We start from the raw sequence: 17,774 nt of genomic DNA, 5'->3' as shown, positions 1-17,774 counted from the left end.
TCGTGCGGCTGTGACCCATCCCGTACCGCGCCCCCTGCTCTTCCTCGACGTCGATGGACCGCTCATTCCCTTCGGCGCGGCGCCACCGGCCGGGTACCCGACCTATCAGACGGGTCGCGAACCACGAGGGGCCGGCTCGAATCCACTCCTGGCCAGGATCGATCCCGCGCACGGGCCCCGGTTGACGGCCCTGCCGTGCGAGCTGGTCTGGGCCACGTCATGGATGGACGACGCGAACGAGTGCGTCGCGCCGTGGATCGGTCTGCCGCGACTGCCCGTGGTGGTCTGGCCGGAGCCATCCGGCCCCGACGAACAGGACGAGCGGGATGGGTTGCACGCGAAGACCCGCGCTCTCGTCGGCTGGGCAGCGGGCCGCGCGTTCGCCTGGGTCGATGATGAGATCACTGACATTGATCGAGCCTGGGTATCCGCGCACCACCGAGGGCGTGCCCTGCTGCATCGCGTCCATCCCGGCCGGGGCCTCGGCGACGCCGACTACGTCGCGCTGACCGAGTGGTTCCTCAGTACGTAGATCTTCTAGCCGCGCAGGTTGGCCGCTTCGGCGCGCAGGCGTTCGCCCTTGGCGTACGCCTGTTCCTTCAGCTCGCCCTGGAACTCCTCCATGCGCCCCCGCAGCTCAGGGTCGGAAACGCCCAGAATGCGTACCGCCAGCAGCCCGGCGTTGCGCGCCCCGCCGACGGCCACCGTGGCCACGGGCACCCCGGCCGGCATCTGGACGATCGACAACAGCGAGTCCATGCCGTCCAGGTACTTCAGAGGCACCGGCACCCCGATCACCGGCAGGGGTGTCACCGAGGCCAGCATCCCCGGCAGGTGGGCCGCGCCCCCGGCTCCGGCGATGATGACCTTGACGCCGCGGGACGCGGCATTCCGGCCGTACTCGATCATCTCGGTCGGCATCCGGTGCGCGGAGACCACGTCGGCCTCGAACGGGACGCCGAACTCCGCCACCGCCTCCGCCGCGGCCTTCATCACCGGCCAGTCGGAGTCGCTGCCCATCACGATGCCGATCGTCACGCCGACTCCCCGGCCCGCCGCACGGAATTCAGGACCTTCACGTGTACTCCCCAGTGGTCAGGTAGACGGCGGCGTGCCGGGCGCGGGCGCGTACGGTGTCGAGGTCGTCGCCGACGGCGGTCACGTGGCCGATCTTGCGGCCGGGCCGGACCTCTTTGCCGTAGAAGTGCAGCTTGATGCCGGGATCGTGGGCCATGACGTGCTCGTACCGCTTGAACAGGTCAGGGTCGTCGCCGCCGAGCAGGTTGGCCATGACGACGACGGGCGCGCTCATCGACGGCGAGCCGAGCGGCAGGTCGAGCACGGCCCGCAGGTGCTGCTCGAACTGCGACGTACGCGAGCCGTCGATCGTCCAGTGGCCGCTGTTGTGCGGCCGCATGGCCAGCTCGTTGACCACCAGCCCGCCGCTCGTCTGGAACATCTCCACGGCGAGCAGCCCGGTCACGCCGAGCTCGTGCGCGATCTGCAGCGCGACGCGCTGGGCCTCGGCGGCCTCCTCCGGGTCGAGTCCGGGGGCGGGCGCGAGCACCTCGACACAGATCCCGTCCTGCTGCACGGTCTCCACGACCGGGTAGCTGACGCCCTGGCCGTGGGGCGAGCGGGCGACGAGTACGGCCAGCTCCCGCTCGAACGGCACGAACGCCTCGACCATCAGCGGCACGCCGCTCTTCAGCGCCTCCGCGACCTCCGAGGGGGTCCGGCAGACCCACACCCCGCGGCCGTCGTAGCCGCCCCTGATCGCCTTCAGCACGACCGGCCACCCGTGCTCGGCGGCGAACGCCGACACCTCCTCAACGCCTGAAATGTCCGACACACGGGCCCACGCGGGACACGGCGCGCCGAACGAGGTCAGCCGCTCGCGCATGACGGCCTTGTCCTGGGCGTGCACCAGCGCGTCGGCCCCCGGATGCACCGCGAACCCGTCGGCGGCCAGCGCCCTGATGTGCTCGGTCGGCACGTGCTCGTGGTCGAACGTGATCGCGTGACAGCCACTGGCGAACTCGCGCAGGTCGGCCAGCTCCCGGTAGTCGCCGAGCCGCGTGTCGACGATGACCCTGGCGGCGCTCTCGTCAGGTGTGTTGGCCAGCACCCGCAGCTCGACGCCGAGCGCGATGGCGGACTGCTGCGTCATCCTGGCCAACTGGCCCGCGCCGACCATGCCGACGACCGGCCCGATGGGACTGTTTGCACTCACGGCAGGTGAGCTTACCCAACGCGCTCAGGCGGGTCCGCGCCGCACGCCAACCGTGGTCAGACCCTTCGCCGCACTGATCACGGTGGCCAGCACGACGATCTCGGCGTCCTTCTTCAGCGGATGCGCCAGAGATGCCTTGCCCGCCTTCGGGCGTTGCCGGTAGACGACGCGCAGGGCGTCGAAGGCGAGCATGGTGTCGGCCGACAGGACGAGCGCCATCATGGGCTGTTCGGGCAGCTCCACGTCGACGTCGAGCCGGTCCGGCCGTACCTGCTCGGGCAGCCCGGTGAGCTCGTCCCGCAGGCCGCGTACCGGGTCCCCTGGCGGGAAGCGCACGCCCGCCACGCCGGCCGGGTCGGTGAGGTAGGTGAGGTGACGCTGAGCGACCACCCGGGCCTGGCCGACCAGCCCGGCGTCGGGGGTGATGGTGGTCGGCGTCTCCGGCGCCGCCCCGCGCGCGGGGATGGGCCCCGCGCCGAGCCGCCAGCGCCCGCCCTCGCGCAGGAACACGAAGTACGCGGGCGACGGCTTGCTCGCCAGGGCGGCGAACCAGTCGCCCTCGCCGGGCAGGAAGAAGGTGGGATCGCTGTAGAGGGCTGGGCGGCCGTTCCGGGTCGCCTTACAGGCACGACCGCCCAGCGTCTTCTCCACCCACGTGGTCAGGTCGGCGACGGCGGCGCAGTCCCGCCGCTTCCATGCCTGGTCAAGCCCGCCAAGCAGCTTGAACACCTGTTCGGCCGTCGCCGTGTCGACGCTGTGGGCGGCCGCCGGAGCGGAGGTCGGATCCTCGGGTGGCGCCACCGTGGCGACGCCCGCGGTGCCGCAACCGGCCGCCACGACGGACAGGCCGGCGAGGAGTACGAGCAGTCGAAGCGGCACAGGAGAACCCCGAGGGTCGTGGCCGTCTGCTGACGGCGGTCCGTCTGAGCCCATCGCCGGCACGCACCGGCGATCTGCCACCGCAGCGTAACGTCCTCTATCCGCATTGTCGGGCATAACACGATATTTGTAGGGTTGTTGATAGGGGTGAGAGGTCACGGGCGGTGGCCCACTATCGGCCTGACGGCCGGTACGCTGAAGTGGTCATGACCTGATTTGCGCCGCGACCGAAAGGGCCGAGTAGCAGACGTGGACTTCGCCAAGGGGCTCTACCAGCGATTCTCGGCGCTCGTGCACGAGATGGCCAAGTTCGGCATCATCGGCCTCATCGCCTTTGTGATCGATTTCGGCATGCTCAACCTCTTCTTGGGTGTCTTCGGCATGGGCCCGCTGACATCCAAGGTGCTGGCCACGGTCATCTCTGCGACCTTCGCCTACCTGGGCAACCGCTTCTGGACCTTCCGGCACCGCGAGCAGAGCGGCCTGGGCCGCGAATATTTCCTGTTCTTCCTGCTCAACGGCATCGCCCTGTTGTTCGGGCTCCTGACCATCGGCTTCACCAAATACACCCTGCACCTGCACGACCTGCTCAGCATCAACATCGCGAACATCGTGGGCGTCGGCCTCGGCACGCTGTTCCGCTACTGGTCGTACAAGAAGTGGGTGTTCCTGGAGGCCACCGACCCCATCCCCACGGAGTTGCCCGGGGTCAAGCAGGACCGCTGACCACGCGGGTCCGGTCGTTGTCCTCAGCGTGCCGCAGGAAGATGGCGAACGTCGCCGGACGCCGGCGTACCAGCTCCAGCCGGCCCCCGTCGGCGGCGGCCAGCGCGCGGGCCAGGGTCAGCCCCAGGCCGGTGCCGCCGGCTCCGCTCACGTTGCGTTCGAAGACCTTGGGTGCGATGTCGTCGGCGATGCCGGGACCCTCGTCGGACACCTCGGTCACCACGTAGTTGTCGCCACTGGTCGTGGTGACGGTGACGGTGCCGCCGCCGTGCCGCAGGGAGTTCTCCAGCAGCGAGGCGATGACCTGGCCGAAGCCACCGGTGGTGGCCAGCGCCCTGAGCCCGCGCGAGCCTTCGAGCAGCAGCGAGCGGCCCTCGCCGCGGAAGACCGGCTCCCACTCGGTGACCTGCTGGACCAGGACCTCGTCGATCCCGACCGGCTTGGCCTGGGCGTGGCGCTGACGGCGGGCCGCGGCCAGCAGCTCGTCGATCACGGCGGTGAGCCGCTCGGCCTGCACGATGGCCGCCTCGCCCTCCTCGCGGACGACCTCCGGGTGTTCGCTGGCCGCGACGATCTCCTCCAGGCGCATGGTGAGGCCGGTCAGCGGGGTGCGTAGCTGGTGGGAGGCGTCGGTGGCGAACTCGCGTTCGCGAGTGAGCAGGTCGGAGATGCGGGTGGCGCTGCGGTCGAGCACCTGAGCCACCCGGTCGAGCTCCGGAATGCCGTAGCGATGCTTGCTGGGCCGGGCGTCGCCGGAGCCGAGCCGGTCGGCGATCTTCGCCAGGTCCTGCAGGGGCAGCGTCAAACGGCGCGACTGCACGATGGCAAGGCCGACCGCCACCGCCAGAGCCGCGACGGCCAGGGCCACGATCAGCAGCAGGCGTGCTCGCACGTCCTGCTCGACCTGGTCCCTGTCGCGGCTCACCCGGACGTAGATCCCATTCTCGGACTGGGCGTCCTCGGTCATCTGGTGACCGGACGGCGGCGGAACGCCGACGATGGTCGCCTTGGGCTGGGTGGCACGCTCATAGATCTGGATGTAGCGGTCGGGGTACTTCTGCTTGAGTTGCTGAGGATCGAGAGGCGTGTCCTGGATGCGGGCATACTCGACTTCCCCCACCAGGCGCGTCGCCTCCGCCCTGAGCTCCTGGGCCGCCTCGTCGACGATCAGGCGGCTGACCACGATGCCCAGGGGGACCCCCAGCAGCAGCACCGCGATGACCGCGACGACCAGGGTGGATGTGAGCAGGCGGCGGCGCATCCCTACTCGCGTTCGAAGCGGAAGCCGACTCCTCGGACGGTGGTGATGTAGCGAGGCTTTGCCGCGTCGTCGCCCAGCTTGCGGCGCAGCCAGGAAATGTGCATGTCGAGGGTCTTGGTGGAACCCCACCAGTTGGTGTCCCACACCTCGCGCATGATCTGCTCGCGGGTGACGACCTTGCCCGCGTCGCGGACGAGTACGCGGAGCAGGTCGAACTCCTTGGTCGTAAGGTGCAGCTCTTTCTCTCCCATCCAGGCACGGCGGGAGTCGGCGTCGATGCGGACGCCTTGCACCACCGGTGTCTCTGAGGTGCCCCGGCGCAGCAGCGCCCGCACCCTGGCGAGCAGCTCGGCCAGCCGGAACGGCTTGGTGACGTAGTCGTCGGCGCCGGCATCGAGGCCGACGACCGTGTCGACTTCGTCGACCCGAGCGGTAAGTATCAGGACCGGAGTGCCGTGCCCTTCGGCGCGGATCCGGCGCGCAACCTCCAGCCCGTCCATTTCTGGCAGGCCGAGGTCAAGAACGATGAGGTCGATGCCACCCGACAGGGCCCTTTCCAGGGCCTGCGGGCCGTCGGGGCTCACCTCAACCTGATAGCCCTCACGGCGCAACGCACGCGCGAGTGGCTCGGAAATCGAGGTGTCATCCTCGGCGAGAAGTACGCAGGTCATGAAGCGATCGTAGGACCTTAGGCGATCGTTTCCCGGTCACAGCGCGCGGTTTGACTCGTCGTTGACCTATCCATTGACCTGGGCAAACTCAGATAAATGTCGGTTGATCCCGCTTAAAGTACCGCATTCGCAGGGGACAAATGCGATCGCTGATCTTCCGGAATCGCAAAACCTTCTGTGCCGTCCGGCGTGTCGCGGAAAGGCGCGCGCCCGCCGGGAGTAGCGGCGGGCGCGTCGGATCCGGGGCTCAGTCCTCGGAGGGCGGCTCGGCGTAGCGGGCGAGATAGAGCTGCTCGCCCAGGCTCCGCATGAGCGCCAGCTCGGTCTCCAGGTAGTCGATGTGGTGCTCCTCGTCCTCGAGGATGTCCTCGAAGATCCGTGCGGAGGTCACGTCGCCCTTCTCCCGCATGAGCTTGATGCCCGGCCGCAGCCGGGCCACGACGGACACCTCCACCTCCAGGTCGGCCCGTAGCTGCTCCTCGACCGTCTGCCCGATGTGCAGCGTGCCGAGGCGCTGGTAGTTGGGCAGGCCCTCAAGGAAGAGGATGCGATCGGTGAGGCGCTCGGCGTGGCGCATCTCGTCGATCGATTCGGCGCGGGTGTGCTCGGCGAGTTTGGTGTAGCCCCAGTTCTGCTGCATCTTGGCGTGCAGAAAATATTGGTTGATCGCGGTCAGCTCCGCGGTGAGCTGTTCGTTGAGCAGCTCGATGATCTGGATGTCGCCCTGCATGAACGGGCCCCTCGTGCTATGCGGTCGTGAGTTCCTCAGACCTCTTCAGGATCGCACATATCTTTCTGACACAAGTCGCGCAGTCTCCCCCGGCACCCGTGGTGTCGCGGATCTGCTTGGCGCTCCTGGCACCCGCGGCGATGCAGTCGTGGACCTCGTTCTCGGTCACAGCACGACACACACATACGTACATGCGGGGACAAGCCTTTCGCGACGAAGGGAGCCAAGGTTAGGCACACCTAAAATAGCTCACTTCGGTAAGGCTTGCCTATGTTAGGTCGGACACAGATCACTGTCCCCGGGCGATCCACTCCTCCAGGTGCGGCGCCTCGGCCCCGATCGACGTCGAGTCACCGTGGCCGGTGTGTACGACCGTCTCGCCGGGCAGCGTCAGCAGCCGCCGGGTGATCGAGTCGATGATCGTGTCGAACGACGAGAAGGACCGCCCGGTCGCGCCGGGGCCGCCCTTGAACAGCGTGTCGCCGCTGAACAGCACGCCACGGTCGGGCGCGTGCAGGCAGACCGCGCCCGGCGCGTGGCCCGGAGTGTGGAGCACCTCCAGCACGATCCCGCCGACCTCGATCTTCTCGCCGTCGGCCAGCGGTTGGTATGGGACCGCCTGGCCGTACACCTGGTCCCAGAGGACCTGGTCGGCGGGGTGCAGCCGGATCGGCGCCCCGGTCAGCTCGGCGAGCTCCCCGGCGGCGTTGATGTGGTCGTTGTGCGCGTGCGTGCAGACGATGGCCTTGACCGTACGCTCGCCGACGCGGTCGGTGATGGCGCGCGCGTCGTGCGCCGCGTCGATGACGACCACCTCGCGGGCGTCGCCGACCAGCCAGACGTTGTTGTCGACGTCCCAGGTGCCGCCGTCGAGCGAGAACGTCCCCGAGGTGATGACCCTGTCGATCATTAGAGGACCACCACCGAGCGCAGGACCTCGCCGCGGTGCATCTTGGCGAACGCCTCCTCGACCCCGTCGAGCCCGATGGTCTCCGACACGAACTTCTCGAGCGGGAGCCGCCCCTGCCGGAACAGGTCGATCAGCATGGGGAAGTCGCGCGACGGCAGGCAGTCGCCGTACCAGGAGGACTTCAGCGACCCGCCGCGCCCGAACACGTCGAGCAGCGGCAGCTCCAGCCGCATCTCGGGCGTCGGCACGCCGACGAGCACAACGGTGCCGGCCAGGTCACGAGCATAGAAGGCCTGCTTGTACGTCTCGGGGCGGCCGACGGCCTCGATGACCACGTCGGCGCCGAAGCCGCCGGTGAGGTCGCGGATCGCCTCGACGGGGTCGTTCGCCCGCGAGTTGACCGTGTCGGTGGCGCCGAAGCCGCGGGCCCATTCGAGCTTGCGGTCGTCCACGTCGACCGCGATGATCTTCGTGGCGCCGGCGATCGACGCGCCGAGGATCGCGGCGTCACCGACGCCGCCGCAGCCGATGACGGCGACCGAGTCGCCCCTGGTGACGTTGCCCGTGTTGAGCGCGGCGCCGAGCCCGGCCATGACGCCACAGCCGAGCAGCCCGGCCACCTCGGCGGGCGCGTCGGCGGAGACCTTGGTGCACTGCCCCGCGGCGACCAGCGTCTTGCCCAGGAACGCGCCGATGCCCAGCGCGGGCGACAGCTCGGTGCCGTCGGCCAGCGTCATCTTCTGCGTGGCGTTGTGGGTGTTGAAGCAGTACCACGGGCGCCCGCGCAGGCAGGCACGGCACTGGCCGCACACGGCCCGCCAGTTGAGGATCACGTAGTCGCCGGGCTCGACCCCGGTGACACCCTCACCCACCGCCTCGACCACACCAGCGGCCTCGTGCCCGAGCAGGAACGGGAAGTCGTCGTTGATGCCGCCCTCCCGGTAGTGCAAGTCGGTATGGCAGACCCCGCAGGCCCTGACCGCCACCACCGCCTCACCCGGTCCCGGGTCGGGGACGATCACCGTCTCGACCGATACTTCCTGGCCCTTACCTCGGGCGATGACACCCTGCACTTCGTACGGCATGGCAGCCATCTTGGGTCAGGAGGATGATCGCCGCAAGGCGTAGGGCTGCACCATCCCGAGTCCCCGGGCCGGTCGGCGCCGGATCCGGCGTACCTCGAACCCCGGTCTGCCGTTGAGTCCCTCGGCCAGTTCGGCGTCGACGAGGATCGTGCCGGGCCGGGCGATGGCGGTGAGCCGGGCGGCCAGGTTGACGGTGGTGCCGTAGACGTCGCCCATGATGGGCAGCACCGGCCCGTAGGCCAGGCCGATGCGCAGGTCGGCCGCCTCCACCAGGTCGAGCGCGATCGCCGCCGCCTCCGCCGGGGTGTGGGCGGTGAACAGCACCTCGTCGCCGAGCGTCTTGACCAGCCGGCCGCCGTGCGCGGCCACCACGTCGGAGGCCCGCGCCTCGAACCCCTCGACCAACGCGGCCAGCTCCCGCTCGTCGAGCTCGCGGGCCCGCCGGGTGAACGAGACGAGGTCCGCGAAACCCACCGCGATCGACACGCGGGCGGGGATGTTCTCCTCGTCGAGGGCGGCGACGGACAGCAGCCGGGTGCCCGCGGCGGCCAGCTGGGCCCGCCAGACGTGGATCAGCACCTGCTCGAAGTCGGGCAGCAGCAGCCGGGCCGTGTCGAGCACCCGGGCCAGGTCGTCGTCGGAAGGCCGCTCGTCCGGCGGCAGCATCGCGCCGATCATGATCTCGGCCTGCCACTGGGCCAGCTTGGCCGTGGTCTGGCCGAGCGCGCGGGCCATCCGGATGACGGTCTGCTCGTCGAGCAGGCCGCTGTCGAGCATCCGGCTCACCCGCCGCAGCGCGTCGACGTCACCGTCGGAGAAGGCGACCGCGTCGTCGGCGAGCGAGGCGAAGCCCAGCGCCCGCCAGATGCGCTCCGCCAGCTCCGGCGAGACGCCCGCCTCCGCCGACACCCCCGCCTTGGTGTGGCGGGCGGGCATGCCGACGAGCAGCCGGTCGATCTCCTCAGCGGTGAGTCTGTTCAATGGCCGTCGATATCTCCGTCGGAGGCGTCCTCCAGCAGGCGGAACAGGTCGGTCCTGACGTCCTGGAGGTGGGGGATGTCGCGCAGGGCGATCTGCCCCCGGTCGCCCGCCGACTCGACGGTGAGCGTGCCGCAGCCGAGGATGCGCTCGAAGAAGGTCTGGTCGGAGCTGACCGTGTTGACCTTGGCCATCGGGATCTCGTCCGTCGACTTGTTGAGCACACCCGTGCTGATCGTGAAGCGGTGGGTGGTGAGCACGTAGCCGGTGTTCTTCCACTGCAGGTAGGGCACGAACGACCAGATCGTCAGCAGGAGCACGGCGACGACTCCGACGGCGATCCTGGCGTAGTTGGCGTACTCGAACGTGCTGGGGATGAAGAAGAGCGCCGCGCCCGAGGCGGCGACGATCAGCACGAGCGCGATGAAGGGCACCACGAGCCGCTTCCAGTGCGGGTGGAACGACCTGATGCGCCGTTCACCCTGCGTCAAGTGGTGGTCAGGGAGGGTCATGGGCAAATGGTGCCACCTCCGCGCGTTCGCGGCTACGAGGACGCGCGGACATGGACGACGTCACCCGCGCTCAGCGCGTGCGTCTTGCCGTCCGCGATCATCTGGAGGTGTCCGGCCTGATCGATGCCGGTCGCCTGGCCGACCAGCACGCGCTCGCCGGGCAGCTCGACCCTGACCTGCCGCCCGATCGTCGCGCTGGAGGCCTGGTAGGCGGCGCGCAGCCCGCACGCGTCGGCGTCGCCGCCCGCCTCGGACCAGTCGCGGTAGTGCCTCTCGACCTCCCTGAGCACGGCTCTGAGCAGCGGGTCCCGGTCCACGCACGCCGCCTGCTCGATGGCCAGCGAGGTCGCCGTCTCCACAGGGAGTTCCTCCGGCTTGAGCGACACGTTCAGGCCCATCCCGATGACGACGGCGTCCTCGGCCCGCTCGGCCAGGATCCCGGCCAGCTTGTGCTCGCCGATCAGCAGGTCGTTCGGCCATTTGAGCCGTACGTCCACCTCCGCCAGCCTGCGGACGGCCGATGCCGCCGCCACGCCGAACAGCAGCGCCAGCCACCCCTGCCTGACGATGGGCACCTCGGGCCTGAGCAGGACGGAGACGGTCAGGCCGGAGCGCGGCGGCGCGGTCCAGGTGCGGCTCAGCCTGCCCCGGCCGGCGAGCTGCGACTCGGCCACCAGGACCCGGCCTTCCTCCGCGCCCTCTTTCGCGGCTTGGGCGAGGTCGGCGTTGGTCGATCCGGTGCTCTCGACCACGCGTACGCCGGTCCACAGGCTGCCGGGCCGGACGAGGGCGCGGTTGAGCGCCGCCTCGGACAGGGGCGGACGGTCGAGGTCGGAGTAGCGAGAGTCGGGCATTCCTCCATCTTCGCCGAACCTCCGCTGTCCTCTGACGCCGCCCGCGGGGAAGATGGGGAGATGAGCAGACGTCTGGACCCGCGCAACTGGGCCTCGTGGCGGCCGTTCGGCATCGGCCTACGCAAGCCGAACAACTACTTGGAGCTGCTGAAGGCATTTCGATCGGTCAAGGGCAACAGGCGTTACGCCTGGCGGATACTCAACCAGGGCACGTGCGACGGGTGCGCGCTGGGCACGCGGGGCATGCGCGACTGGACGATGGACGAGATCCACCTGTGCAACATCCGGCTGCGGCTGCTGCCGCTGAACACGATGCCGGCACTCGACGTGTCGCTGCTGGGCGACGTCTCCGGGCTGGCCGGCCGGAAGAGCGCCGAGCTGCGGGAGCTGGGGCGGCTGCCCTACCCGATGCTGCGGCGGGCGGGCGAGCCGGGCTTCAGCCGGGTCTCGTGGGACCAGGCGCTGAAGGTGGCCGCCGACGGGCTGCGCGACGCGCGCTTCGGCGCCTACCTGACCAGCCGCGGCATGCCGAACGAGAACTACTACGCGGCCCAGAAGGCCGTGCGGGCGCTGGGCACGAACAGCGTGGACAACGCGGCGCGCATCTGCCACTCGCCCTCGACCGTCGCGCTCAAGCAGACGATCGGCGCAGCGGCCACCACCTGCTCCTACACCGACTGGATCGGCTCCGACCTGATCGTCTTCATCGGGTCGAACCCCTCCAACAACCAGCCCGTGGCGATGAAGTACCTCTACCACGCCAAGAAGGCCGGCACCCGCGTGGCCATGATCAACGCCTACCGCGAGCCCGGCATGGACCGCTACTGGGTGCCGTCGAACGCCGAGTCCGCGGTGTTCGGGACGAAGATCACCGATGAGTTCTTCGGCGTGAACGTGGGCGGCGACATCGGCTTCCTCAACGGCGTGTTCAAGCACCTGATCGAGAACGACTGGGTGGACAAGGCGTTCGTCGACCAGCGGACCTCCGGCTTCGAGGAGGTCCGGCGGGCGCTGGCGGACCAGACGTGGGAGGAGCTGGAGGCGCTGTCGGGGGCGACCCGCGACGAGATGCTCCGGCTGGCCAGGCTGCTCGGCGAGGCGAAGTCGGCGGTGCTGGTCTGGTCGATGGGCATCACGCAGCACGCCTTCGGCGAGGACAACGTCCGGTCGATCGTGAACCTGGCCCTGGCGCGCGGCTTCCTGGGCCGCGACAACTGCGGGCTGATGCCGATCCGGGGGCACAGCGGGGTACAGGGCGGGGCCGAGATGGGCGCGTACGCGACCGGCCTGCCCGGCGGTCTACCGATCACGCCAGAGAATGCCGCGAAATTTACTGATATTTGGGGATTTGAGGTGCCGACGGCGCCCGGCCTGACCGCGACCGACATGATCGACGCGGCCCACTCGGGCGACCTCGACGCGCTCATCTCCTCGGGCGGCAACTTCCTGGAGGTGCTGCCCGACCCCGGCTACTGCCGGGAGGCGCTGGCCCGGCTCAAGCTCCGCGTGCACATCGACATCGTGCTGTCCTCGCAGATGCTGGTGCCGTCCGAGGGCGACGTGCTGCTGCTGCCCGCGCAGACCCGCTACGAGATGACCGGCGGGGTGACCGAGACGTCCACCGAGCGCCGGATCATCTTCTCGCCCGAGATCGAGGGGCCGCGGATCGGCGAGGCCTGGCCGGAGTGGAAGATCTTCGGCGAGCTGGCCGCCGCAACAAAACCCGAAATTTCGGCAAAAGTTCGCTTCACCGGGACCTCGCGGATCCGCGAGGAGATCGAGCAGGCGGTGCCGTTCTACAAGGGCATTTCCGGACTCAAGGGGTTCGGGGACAACGTCCAGTACGGCGGACGCCACCTGTTCGCCGACGGCCGCTTCAACACCCCCGACGGGCGCGGCGTGTTCTCCGCCGTCGAGCCGCCCGCGCTGGAGCGCCCCGACGGCACGTTCATGGTGGCCACCCGGCGCGGCAAGCAGTTCAACAGCATGGTCCACGAGCGGCGCGACGGCTTCAACGGCGCGATGCGCGAGGCCGTGCTGATGAGCCCCTACGACGCCGACCGCCTCGGCCTGCCCGACGGCACCGCGGTCGAGCTGAGTTCGGGCGGGCGGTCGTACCAGGGCAAGGTCCTGCGGGCGCCGCTGATGCCGGGCAACCTGCAGATCCACTGGCCGGAGGGGAACGTCCTGCTCGACGAGACCCGGCGCTCGCCCCAGGCCAGGATCCCCGACTACAACGCACTCGTCACCGTGCGGCGGCTATGAGCGACCGGCTGACCCGCGTGGGTCCCACCACCCGCATCCGCGTCCGCGAGCTGTCCGGCTCCACGGTCCGCGACCGGCGCGACGACCTCGCCACCGAGGAACCCCTGGAGATCCGCCTCACCGCGCTGGACGGGACCCGCAAGACCGTCGCCATCACCATGCGCACCCCCGGGCACGACTTCGAGCTGGCGGCCGGGTTCCTGCACGGCGAGGGACTGGTCCGGCCCGGCGGCATCGCGGCCATCGCCTACTGCACCGACGAGGACCTCCCGCCCGAGGCCCGCTACAACACCGTCACCGTACGCCTGCGCGGCCCGATCCCCGACCTGCCCACGCTGGACCGCCACTTCCTCACCTCCAGCGCCTGCGGCGTCTGCGGCTCGGCCAGCCTCGACGACCTGCACGACCGCTGCGCGCCACTCCCCCGAGGCACCCTCGAACTCACCCCCGAGATCCTTTACGGCCTGCCGGACGCGCTCCGCGCCGGCCAGGGCGTCTTCGGCAAGACCGGCGGCCTGCACGCGGCCGGGCTGTTCCGCCCCGACGGCACGCTGGTGGCGCTCAGGGAGGACGTGGGCCGGCACAACGCGGTGGACAAGCTCGTCGGCTGGGCGTCACTCGGCGAACGGCTCCCGCTGACCGAGCACGTGCTGATGGTCAGCGGCCGGGCCAGCTACGAGATCATGCAGAAGGCGTTGGTCGCGGGCGTGCCGGCGGTGTGCGCGGTCTCGGCCCCGTCGTCGCTGGCCGTGGACCTGGCCAGGGAGTTCGGCATGACGCTCGTCGGGTTCCTGCGGGGGCAGCGGTGCAACGTGTACTCGGGACAGGAGCGGATTCTAGTGGAATGAAGCATTCCGTTCTGCTATAGTTGGAACAGAATAAGCCGTTCCAACGAGGAGCCCGCGATGAGCGTTCACCCCTTCCGCATCGAGATCCCCCAGGCCGACCTCGACGACCTGCGGACCCGCCTGGCCATGACCCGCTTCGCCGACGAGATCGCGGACGCCGACCAGGGTGTGCGCGTCGAGCGGGTCCGGCGGCTGGTCGGCCGCTGGCTCGACGGCTTCGACTGGCGGGCGCAGGAGGCCAGGCTCAACGCCTACCCGCAGTTCACCACCGAGATCGACGGCCAGAACATCCACTTTATCCACGTCCGCTCGGAAAACCCCGACGCCCTGCCCCTGATCCTCACTCACGGCTGGCCGGGCTCGATCGTCGAGTACCTGAACGCCATCGAGCCGCTGTCGCGGCACTTCCACCTCGTCGTGCCGTCGCTGCCCGGCTACGGCTTCTCCGGGCCGACCACCGAGCTGGGCTGGGACAACCAGCGCATCGCCAAGGCGTGGACCGAGCTGATGGCCCGCCTCGGCTACGAGCGTTACGGCGCGGTGGGCAACGACGCCGGCTCGATGATCTCGCCGGAGATCGGCCGGCTCGCCCCCGACCGCGTCGTCGGCGTCCATGTGACGCAGTTGTTCTCCTTCCCCTCCGGTGACCCGGCCGAGTTCGCGAACCTGAGCGAGGAGGACCAGGCCGGGCTGGCCGTACTCGACTGGTTCTGGAAGGAGAAGGGCGCCTTCAACGTCCTGCAGTCCCAGCAGCCGCAGACGCTCGCCCACGCGATCATCGACTCACCCGCCGGGCTGGTCGGCTGGCTCGCTCAGCTCTTCGACGAGGACCTCGACGACGACTTCGTGCTCACCAACGCGGCGATCCACTGGTTCACCGGCACGGCCGGCTCGGCCCTCCGCCTGTACTGGGAGAACGCCCGCGCCGAGCACCCCAAGGAGCCGACCACCGTACCGACCGCGCTGGCCATGGGGGAGGGCGACTTCCGGTCCATCCGCGCCTTCGCCGAGCGCGACCACACCGGCATCGTCTCCTGGAGGACCCTCCCCGCCCCGGCCCACGGCCACTACACGGCCCACACCGCCACCGAGACCCTCACCGCCGACATCCGCGCCTTCTTCGAGAGCCTCGGCTGAGGTCAGCCGGTGTTCTGCAGGCCCGCCGCCACCCCGTTGACCGAGAGCAGGAGCAGCGTCGACAGGCGCTCGCGCTCCCGGTCGGACGGGGTGCCGGTGCGCATGGCCGTCAGGGCGCGGAGTTGCAGGTGGGACAGGGCGTCCACGTACGGGTCTCTGAGCTGGACGGCGCGGGACAGGACCTTGCGGTTCTCCAGCAATCGGGTGTGGCCGGTGACCTGCAGCACCAGGGTGCGGGTCCGGTCGTACTCCTCCAGGACCTGGCGGGCGAAGTCGTCCCGGCCGCCGAGTGCCAGGTAGCGTTCGGCGATCGATCTGTCGGTCTTGGCCAGCGACATCTCCGCGTTGTCGAGCAGGGCGTTGAACAGCGGCCATTCGGCGTAGGCGGCCTTCAGCTCGTCGAGCGAGGCCACCGAGGCCAGGCCGGTGCCCAGGCCGTACCAGCCGGGCAGGTTGACCCTGGTCTGGGCCCAGGCGAAGACCCAGGGGATGGCGCGCAGGTCGTCGAGCGAGCGGGGGGCGCCGAGGCCGCGGCGGGCGGGGCGGGAGCCGAGGCGCAGGGAGCCGATCTCTTCCAGCGGGCTGACCAGGGCGAACCATTCGGGGAAGCCGGGGGCCTCGGTGAGCGAGCGGTACGCCTGCTCCGAGGCCGTGGCCACCTTCTCGGCGAGCGGGCGGAAGCGGTCGGCCGCGGCGGCGGTGCGGGCGCCGATCGAGGGCGAGGAGGCCATCAGCACCGCGTTCGTGACCTGCTCCAGGTGGCGGCGGGCGATGGCGATGTGGCCGTAGCGGGCGAAGATGACCTCGCCCTGCTCGGTGACCTTGAAGCGGCCGGCCACCGAGCCGGGCGCCTGGGCGAGCACCGCACGGTTGGCGGGGCCGCCGCCACGGCCGAGCGCGCCGCCCCGGCCGTGGAACATGCGCAGTTGTACGTCGTGCTCCACCGCCCAGGCGGTGAGCTGCTCCTGCGCCTCGTACAGGCGGAGCGTCGCGGCGGCCGGGCCGAGCTCCTTGGCCGAGTCGGAGTAGCCGAGCATGATCTCCATGCGCCTGCCGGTGGCGGCCAGCCGCTCACGCATCTGGGGCAGCTCCAGCATCCCGGACAGCACGGCCGGGGAGTTGGCCAGGTCCTGGCCCGACTCGAACAGCGGCACCACGTCGAGCACGGGCGCGCGCCGGCCGAGCGCGTGCTCGGCCAGCTCGTAGACCGCGGCGATGTCGTCGGCGGAGCGGGTGAAGGAGACGACGTAGCGGGAGCAGGCCGTGATCCCGAACCGCTCCTGGATCCAGGCGATCACCCGGATCGTGGCCAGCACCTCCTCGGTGCGCTCCGACAGCTCACCGCCGGCCCTGATCTCCGCCAGCGCCGCCGCGTGCACCTCGGAGTGCTGGCGTACCTCCAACTCGGCCAGGTGGAAGCCGAACGTCTCGACCTGCCAGATGAGGTGCTGCAGCTCGCCGTACGCCTGCCGCGCCGCATGAGCGGCGAGCGACTCCTGGACCAGGCGCAGGTCGGCGAGCAGCTCGGCCGGTGCGCGGTAGGCGAGGTCGAGGTCGCGCCGGAGGGTCGCGGTGATGCGGGCGGCCACGAACAGCAGCCACTGCCGGTGCGGCTCGCTCGGCGAGCGGGTGGCCATCACCGAGACCACCTCGGGATGGGCGTCGACGGCCGCGGCCAGCGCCGCCTTGAGCTCCGGCGAAGGCGGCGCGAACTGCTCGGCCGCGGTGAGCGTGCGGGCGATGCGGGTGCAGGCCGTCTCCAGCGCGGTCAGCACGTGGTCGGACTGGATCTGGACGGCCTCGCGGGTGACCTTGGCGGTCACGTTGGGGTTGCCGTCGCGGTCGCCGCCGATCCAGCTTCCGTAGCGGATGAAGGGCCTGGCCAGCGGCGGCCGGGTGCCGGTGCCGTCGCCGAGCGCCGCGTCGAGCGAGCGGTAGACCTGCGGCACCATGCGGAACAGCGTCTCGTCGAAGGCGGCCATGGCCGTCCGTACCTCGTCGAGCGGGTCGAGCTTGGTGGAGCGGAGCTGGGCCGTACGCCACAGCAGGTCGATCTCCTCCAGCATCCGCCGCCGGCTCTCGGCGCGCTCGGAGGCGCCGCGACCGGCCGCGTTGTACTCGGTGAGCTGGCCGCTGACCCGCTGGATCGCGGTGACGACCGCGCGCCTGCGCGCCTCCGTCGGGTGCGCGGTCAGGACCGGGTGCAGCTCCAGCCCCTTGACCAGCTCGGTGACGCGCTCGTCGCCCAGCTCTTGTACGGCCTGCGCCAGCGACTCCCGCTCGACCCGGCCCTCGGCGTCACGTTCGCGCAGAATGCGGATGCGGTAGTGCTCCTCGGCCAGGTTGGCCAGATGGAAGTAACAGGTGAACGCACGGGCGATCTGCACGGCCCGGTCGATCTCCCACGCGGCCACCATGGCCGTGATCTCGTCGCCGGTGACCTCGCCCCTGCGTGCGGCGATCACGGCCTTACGCAGGCGTTCGACATCGGCCAGCAGATCCTCGCCGCCCTGCTCGGCGATCACCTGCCCGAGCAGCTTGCCGAGCAATCGCACGTCCTGACGCAGCTCGTCGGGCATTTCGGTGACCGCGGCACTGCGACGCTCAATCCCCTGGTCAATCATGCTTCAAAGGTATCCACAAGCCCGGAAAGACCGTAAGGCGGTCTCACGTATTGGACTAGAC

The 17,774-nt window shown here is 70.0% G+C and carries 18 protein-coding genes; 5 read left to right on the top strand and 13 right to left on the bottom strand.

Annotated elements, in window-relative coordinates; all coding sequences use genetic code 11:
* The first annotated feature begins 10 nt into the window (after positions 1 to 10).
* A complete protein-coding gene (locus KLK06_RS01720) occupies positions 11 to 532 on the top strand; it encodes an HAD domain-containing protein (protein ID WP_308168055.1) in 522 nt (173 codons plus the stop codon).
* 5 nt (positions 533 to 537) lie between these two features.
* Here KLK06_RS01720 and purE read toward each other — a convergent pair whose 3' ends face one another.
* Genes purE through KLK06_RS01705 form a run of 3 tightly spaced genes read right to left on the bottom strand, consistent with a single transcriptional unit; the run spans position 538 to position 3,112 of the window.
* Complete coding sequence (gene purE / locus KLK06_RS01715) at positions 538 to 1,020, bottom strand: 5-(carboxyamino)imidazole ribonucleotide mutase (RefSeq protein WP_214633913.1); 483 nt, start codon at positions 1,018 to 1,020, stop codon at positions 538 to 540.
* Between the two features lie 55 nt (positions 1,021 to 1,075).
* On the bottom strand, positions 1,076 to 2,233 hold the full coding sequence (locus KLK06_RS01710; RefSeq protein WP_214633460.1) for a 5-(carboxyamino)imidazole ribonucleotide synthase: 1,158 nt from the start codon (positions 2,231 to 2,233) through the stop codon (positions 1,076 to 1,078).
* A 24-nt stretch (positions 2,234 to 2,257) separates the two neighbouring features.
* Positions 2,258 to 3,112, bottom strand: coding sequence for a hypothetical protein (locus KLK06_RS01705; protein WP_214633459.1), 855 nt, complete (start codon positions 3,110 to 3,112; stop codon positions 2,258 to 2,260).
* Between the two features lie 249 nt (positions 3,113 to 3,361).
* On the opposite strand from KLK06_RS01705, the gene KLK06_RS01700 reads away from it, so the two are divergent.
* Entirely contained in the window at positions 3,362 to 3,838 is a 477-nt protein-coding gene (locus KLK06_RS01700; RefSeq protein ID WP_214633458.1) for a GtrA family protein, read from the top strand.
* On the opposite strand, the gene KLK06_RS01695 is transcribed toward KLK06_RS01700, so the two are convergent.
* The 9 genes from KLK06_RS01695 to KLK06_RS01655 form a co-directional block, all read right to left on the bottom strand.
* Entirely contained in the window at positions 3,822 to 5,099 is a 1,278-nt protein-coding gene (locus KLK06_RS01695; protein ID WP_214633457.1) for an ATP-binding protein, read from the bottom strand. The genes KLK06_RS01700 and KLK06_RS01695 overlap by 17 nt on opposite strands.
* Before the next feature lie 2 nt (positions 5,100 to 5,101).
* Positions 5,102 to 5,770: a response regulator transcription factor gene (locus KLK06_RS01690; RefSeq protein WP_043620820.1), complete on the bottom strand. Its 669-nt coding sequence runs from the start codon at positions 5,768 to 5,770 to the stop codon at positions 5,102 to 5,104.
* Positions 5,771 to 6,017: 247 nt separating this feature from the next.
* Complete coding sequence (gene bfr / locus KLK06_RS01685) at positions 6,018 to 6,500, bottom strand: bacterioferritin (protein WP_214633456.1); 483 nt, start codon at positions 6,498 to 6,500, stop codon at positions 6,018 to 6,020.
* A 16-nt stretch (positions 6,501 to 6,516) separates the two neighbouring features.
* Positions 6,517 to 6,693, bottom strand: coding sequence for a bacterioferritin-associated ferredoxin (locus KLK06_RS01680; protein ID WP_214633455.1), 177 nt, complete (start codon positions 6,691 to 6,693; stop codon positions 6,517 to 6,519).
* A gap of 96 nt (positions 6,694 to 6,789) precedes the next feature.
* On the bottom strand, positions 6,790 to 7,410 hold the full coding sequence (locus KLK06_RS01675) for an MBL fold metallo-hydrolase (RefSeq protein ID WP_214633454.1): 621 nt from the start codon (positions 7,408 to 7,410) through the stop codon (positions 6,790 to 6,792).
* A complete protein-coding gene (locus KLK06_RS01670; protein ID WP_214633453.1) occupies positions 7,410 to 8,495 on the bottom strand; it encodes an S-(hydroxymethyl)mycothiol dehydrogenase in 1,086 nt (361 codons plus the stop codon). Before KLK06_RS01670 ends, KLK06_RS01675 begins: the two co-directional genes overlap by 1 nt.
* Before the next feature lie 15 nt (positions 8,496 to 8,510).
* The gene (locus tag KLK06_RS01665; protein WP_308168054.1) at positions 8,511 to 9,476 is read right to left on the bottom strand and encodes an adenylate/guanylate cyclase domain-containing protein; all 966 of its coding nucleotides are present in this window, start codon (positions 9,474 to 9,476) and stop codon (positions 8,511 to 8,513) included.
* The gene (locus tag KLK06_RS01660; protein WP_214633452.1) at positions 9,473 to 9,985 is read right to left on the bottom strand and encodes a PH domain-containing protein; all 513 of its coding nucleotides are present in this window, start codon (positions 9,983 to 9,985) and stop codon (positions 9,473 to 9,475) included. Before KLK06_RS01660 ends, KLK06_RS01665 begins: the two co-directional genes overlap by 4 nt.
* A gap of 32 nt (positions 9,986 to 10,017) precedes the next feature.
* A complete protein-coding gene (locus KLK06_RS01655; protein WP_214633451.1) occupies positions 10,018 to 10,839 on the bottom strand; it encodes a biotin--[acetyl-CoA-carboxylase] ligase in 822 nt (273 codons plus the stop codon).
* 60 nt (positions 10,840 to 10,899) lie between these two features.
* Here KLK06_RS01655 and KLK06_RS01650 point away from each other — a divergent pair, with 60 nt between their 5' ends.
* Genes KLK06_RS01650 through KLK06_RS01640 form a run of 3 tightly spaced genes read left to right on the top strand, consistent with a single transcriptional unit; the run spans position 10,900 to position 15,089 of the window.
* Positions 10,900 to 13,104 (top strand): FdhF/YdeP family oxidoreductase, encoded by a 2,205-nt coding sequence (locus KLK06_RS01650; RefSeq protein WP_214633450.1) that lies wholly within the window; start codon positions 10,900 to 10,902, stop codon positions 13,102 to 13,104.
* Positions 13,101 to 13,952 carry a formate dehydrogenase accessory sulfurtransferase FdhD gene (fdhD, locus tag KLK06_RS01645; RefSeq protein WP_214633449.1) on the top strand — a complete coding sequence of 284 codons (852 nt, stop codon included), beginning with the start codon at positions 13,101 to 13,103 and terminating at the stop codon, positions 13,950 to 13,952. Before KLK06_RS01650 ends, fdhD begins: the two co-directional genes overlap by 4 nt.
* A gap of 57 nt (positions 13,953 to 14,009) precedes the next feature.
* On the top strand, positions 14,010 to 15,089 hold the full coding sequence (locus tag KLK06_RS01640; protein WP_214633448.1) for an epoxide hydrolase family protein: 1,080 nt from the start codon (positions 14,010 to 14,012) through the stop codon (positions 15,087 to 15,089).
* Between the two features lie 2 nt (positions 15,090 to 15,091).
* Here KLK06_RS01640 and KLK06_RS01635 read toward each other — a convergent pair whose 3' ends face one another.
* The gene (locus KLK06_RS01635) at positions 15,092 to 17,713 is read right to left on the bottom strand and encodes a phosphoenolpyruvate carboxylase (RefSeq protein ID WP_250904738.1); all 2,622 of its coding nucleotides are present in this window, start codon (positions 17,711 to 17,713) and stop codon (positions 15,092 to 15,094) included.
* Positions 17,714 to 17,774: the final 61 nt, after the last annotated feature.

Source organism: Nonomuraea sp. NEAU-A123, from assembly GCF_018603905.1.
Lineage (GTDB): Bacteria > Actinomycetota > Actinomycetes > Streptosporangiales > Streptosporangiaceae > Nonomuraea.
This window is presented reverse-complemented; position numbering and strand designations above follow the sequence as displayed.